General features: G+C 70.7%; 4 protein-coding genes and 1 pseudogene. 4 read left to right on the top strand and 1 reads right to left on the bottom strand.

Annotated elements, in window-relative coordinates:
• Nucleotides 1-343: pseudogene (locus RTU05_RS17275) on the bottom strand (hypothetical protein); the annotation flags it as partial.
• Between the two features lie 198 nt (nt 344-541).
• On the opposite strand from RTU05_RS17275, the gene fsa reads away from it, so the two are divergent.
• Genes fsa through RTU05_RS17255 form a run of 4 tightly spaced genes read left to right on the top strand, consistent with a single transcriptional unit; the run spans nt 542 to nt 3,813 of the window.
• Entirely contained in the window at nt 542-1,195 is a 654-nt protein-coding gene (gene fsa / locus RTU05_RS17270; protein ID WP_307512932.1) for a fructose-6-phosphate aldolase, read from the top strand.
• 36 nt (nt 1,196-1,231) lie between these two features.
• Nucleotides 1,232-1,945, top strand: a complete 714-nt coding sequence (locus RTU05_RS17265) for a DUF484 family protein (RefSeq protein ID WP_312599546.1) — start codon at nt 1,232-1,234, stop codon at nt 1,943-1,945.
• Nucleotides 1,927-2,856 (top strand): tyrosine recombinase XerC, encoded by a 930-nt coding sequence (locus tag RTU05_RS17260; protein WP_312599545.1) that lies wholly within the window; start codon nt 1,927-1,929, stop codon nt 2,854-2,856. The genes RTU05_RS17265 and RTU05_RS17260 overlap by 19 nt, the downstream gene beginning before the upstream one ends.
• Before the next feature lie 9 nt (nt 2,857-2,865).
• A complete protein-coding gene (locus RTU05_RS17255; protein ID WP_312599544.1) occupies nt 2,866-3,813 on the top strand; it encodes an NAD(P)-dependent oxidoreductase in 948 nt (315 codons plus the stop codon).
• Nucleotides 3,814-3,856 lie beyond the last annotated feature (43 nt).

The following is a 3,856-nucleotide window of genomic DNA, read 5'->3' as shown; positions in this document are numbered from 1 at the left end:
GTAGCTGTTGGCCTGGAAACGACGGAACGAGTTGGCGTTGGGGCAGACCCTTCAAAGCGGTCGCCGCCATCTCGCCGGGCGGCGACAGCGTCCAGCGCCCGGCCCATTCGACGAAATCCATCACGCCCGCCGGCAGGGCCGGATCGTCCAGCAGACTGTCCACCGCCTTCAGCCGCCGGTTCGATCCGGTCGTCTCGAACACGTCGGACACCACGCCCCGCATCAGGCGCGGCCCCAGCGGCACGGCGACCTGATCGCCGCGCGCCAGCGTCAGCGCCTCGGGAACCTCGTAGTCGAAGGCCTCCGGCACCGGCAGGGGAATGAGGACCGAGGCGACTTTCATCCCTCGCCCCCTCCCCATGCAATGGGGAGGGGGACCGCGAAGCGGTGGAGGGGCTCTTGAAGTCCCACAGATGGCGGTGATGCGGCCAGAGCCCCTCCGTCACGGCGCGAAGGCGCGCCGCGCCACCTCCCCGTCGCTTGCGATGGGGGGGAGAAAGGGAGTCGCCTCCTCGCCTGCCTGACGCTAAAAGCTCTGCCCATGAAACTCTTTCTCGATACCGCCGACGTCGCCGTCATCAAGGACATGGTTCCCACCGGGATGGTGGACGGCGTCACCACCAATCCGTCGCTGATCGCCAAGTCGGGTCGGAACATCGCCGAGGTCATCGCCGAAATCTGCGCCCTGGTCGAGGGGCCGATTTCCGCCGAGGCCGTCTCGCTGGATTTCGAGACCATGGTCAAGGAAGGCGACAAGCTGGCCGCCATCGCCTCGAACGTGGTGGTGAAACTGCCCCTGACCTGGGACGGCCTGCGCGCCTGCCGCGTCTTCTCCGACAAGGGGATCAAGACCAACGTCACCCTGTGCTTCTCGGCCGCCCAGGCCCTGCTGGCCGCCAAGGCGGGCGCCACCTTCGTCTCGCCGTTCGTCGGGCGTCTGGAGGACAACGGCGCCGACGGCATCGGCCTGCTGGAGGAAATCCGCGTCCTGTATGACGTCCACGGTTTCGAGACCCAGATCCTGGCCGCCAGCCTGCGCAATGTCGGCCATGTGGCCGCCGCCGCCGTCGCCGGATCGGACGCCGCCACTTTCGGGGCCGACACCTTCAAGGCGCTGGTGAACCACCCGTTAACCGACAAGGGTCTTGATGCCTTCGTGGCGGACTGGGCCAAGACGGGTCAGTCGATTCTGTAGCATTTCACGTCCCGGAGAGGTCTGTTGAGCGGCTCATTGGACCTTTTCGAAACGTCTGAAACGGACGCAGGCGCCTCCATCGGCGACGGTCTGCATTGGCCCCAGGTGCGCGGCTGGTTGCAGACCCACGCCCAGACCCTGCTGGACGACCGCTCGCTGCTGGAAGAGATCGGCCTGCGTCCGCATGGGCGCAATGTGGTGGATTTCGGCGCCGCCGCCCTGACCCGGCTGGAGGCCGTCGCCGAGCGCGAGGCCGGCGCCCGGCGCGAGATCGAAATGATCGCCCGCGCCAACTTCGCCGCCCAGACCCAGACCCATGTCTCCACCCTGGACCTGATGGAGGCGCGCAATCACTCCGATCTGGCGCGGCGTCTGGACGGCGCGGCGCAAGGGCGGTTCGGCCTGGCGGGCGCCGCCATCGCCCTGGAGAAGCCCGGCGGCGTGCCCTTCGGCTGGCGCGCGCTGGAAGAGGGCGACGTCGACAACCTGTTGGGCGAGCATGGGCTGACCTGGCTTGGCCCGATGATCGAGGGACTGAACTTCTTCGGCGCGGCCGAGGACGAGGTGAAGTCCATCGCCCTGGTCCGCATGGCCCCGCACCTGACGCCCGGCGGGCCGCCGCGCCCCTGCCTGTGCGCCTTCGGCTCGCCCGAGCCCGAGGGCTTCACCCCCAATATGGGCTGCGAACTGGCCGCCTTCCTGGCGCGGGTGGTCGAGCGGATGGCCGAGCGATGGCCCATATTGAACTGACCGCCCCCGACGCCCTGCGGGCCTGGCTGGATCATCTGGCGCATGAGCGGCGGCTGTCGCCGCGAACGCTGGAAGCCTATGGCCACATCGGCCGGCTGTATGTCGCCTTTCTGGAGCGCCATCGCGGCGAGGTCCTGTCGCTGGAGGACATGAGAACCGTCACCGCCGCCGAGGTCCGCGCCCATATGGCCGAGCGACGCAGCGGCGATCATCCGCTGGCCGCCCGTTCGCTGAGCCAGACCCTGTCGGCCATTCGCGGCTTTCACGCCTTTCTGGACCGGCGGCTGGACACCCCCGCCCCGCAGCTGGCCCTGGTGCGCGGCCCCAGGGCCAAGCCCAGCCTGCCCCGCCCGGTCACGGAGGATCAGGCGCGCGGCCTTTTGGCCGAACCCGACGCCGATCCCGACGCCGAGCCGTGGGAGGCCGCCCGCGACCGCGCCGTCCTGACCCTGCTCTACGGCTGCGGCCTGCGGATATCGGAGGGGCTGTCGCTGACGCGCGCCGATGCGCCGCTGGGCGAGACGCTGCGGATCGTCGGCAAGGGGTCAAAGACCCGGATCGTCCCGGTCCTGCCCGCCGTGCGTCAGGCGGTGGACGCCTATCTGGCGCTCCTGCCCTTTCCGCTCCAGCCCGCCGACGCCCTGTTTCGCGCCCGGCGCGGCGGGCCGCTCAGCCCCCGCCATGTTCAGGCCAGCGTCCAGCGGCTGCGCGGACGGCTGGGCCTGCCCGAGCGCACCACGCCCCACGCCCTGCGCCACAGTTTCGCGACCCATCTGCTGGGCGCCGGCGCCGACCTGCGCTCGATCCAGGAACTGCTGGGCCACGCCAGCCTGTCGACGACCCAGAAATACACCGGCGTCGACGCGGATAGACTTTTGAACGCCTATGCGGCCGCCCATCCCCGCGCCTAGAACGGTGGGATGAGCATCGACATCCTGGTGATCGGCCTGCCCGCCCTGGCCGACGACATCCTGACCCGACAGGCGCACGAGCGGGGCTGGACCCTGCATCGTCCGGGCCCGGACGGCCTGGCGCCCCCAAAGGTCGCGGGCCGGATCGTGGGCGTCGCCGCCTCGGGCGCCGCGACCGTGGACGCCCGGTTGATCGACGCCCTTCCCGCGCTGAAGATCATCTCCGTCCACGCCGTCGGCTATGATCTGACCGACGTGGACCGCGCCCGGTCGCGTGGCGTGGTCGTCACCTATACGCCCGACGTGCTGAACGACGACGTCGCCGACCTGGCCCTGCTGCTGGCGCTGGCGACGCTGCGCCGACTGCCCGCCATGGACGCCTATGTCCGCGCCGGGCGCTGGGCGTCCGAAGGGCCGCCGCCCTTGGCGCGCCGCGCATCCGGTCTGAAGTACGGCCTGCTGGGCCTGGGCCGCATCGGCCGGGCCATCGCCGAACGGCTGACGCCGCTGGCCGGAGAGATCGCCTATCACACCCGCCGCCCCGTCGCCGACGCGCCCTGGCGACACGTGCCGAACCTGGTCGATCTGGCGGCCCAGGTCGATGTGCTGATCGTCATCGTGCCCGGCGGCGCATCGACGCGCGGCCTGGTCTCGGCCGAGGTGCTGGCGGCGCTTGGCCCAAACGGCGTGCTGATCAATGTGGCGCGCGGCGAGGTGGTGGATCAGGACGCCCTGATCGCCGCCCTGACCACCGGCCGGCTGGGCGGCGCGGGCCTGGACGTCTTCGCCGACGAGCCGAACGCGCCCCAGGCCCTGATCGACAGCGACCGCTGCGTGCTTACGCCCCATGTCGCCTCGGCCACCGTCGAGACGCGCCAGGCCATGGCCGCGCTGATGGTCGCCAATCTGGAGGCCGTCCTGTCGGGCCGCCCGCCGGTCAACGCGGTTCCCGACTGATCAGCGCGGGCGCGGCGCGACGGGCCGGGGCGCGGGCGACGTC

Origin of the sequence: Brevundimonas sp., from assembly GCF_032017145.1 — a bacterium.
Lineage (GTDB): Bacteria > Pseudomonadota > Alphaproteobacteria > Caulobacterales > Caulobacteraceae > Brevundimonas.
The sequence above is the reverse complement of the archived record's forward strand: the minus strand, read 5'-3'. Positions and strand labels throughout refer to the sequence as shown.

Coding starts and splice junctions, on each gene's coding strand:
- fsa (WP_307512932.1), top strand. CDS start 542: ATGAAACTCTTTCTCGATACCGCCGACGTCGCCGTCATCAAGGACATG.
- RTU05_RS17260 (WP_312599545.1), top strand. CDS start 1,927: ATGGCCCATATTGAACTGACCGCCCCCGACGCCCTGCGGGCCTGGCTG.
- RTU05_RS17255 (WP_312599544.1), top strand. CDS start 2,866: ATGAGCATCGACATCCTGGTGATCGGCCTGCCCGCCCTGGCCGACGAC.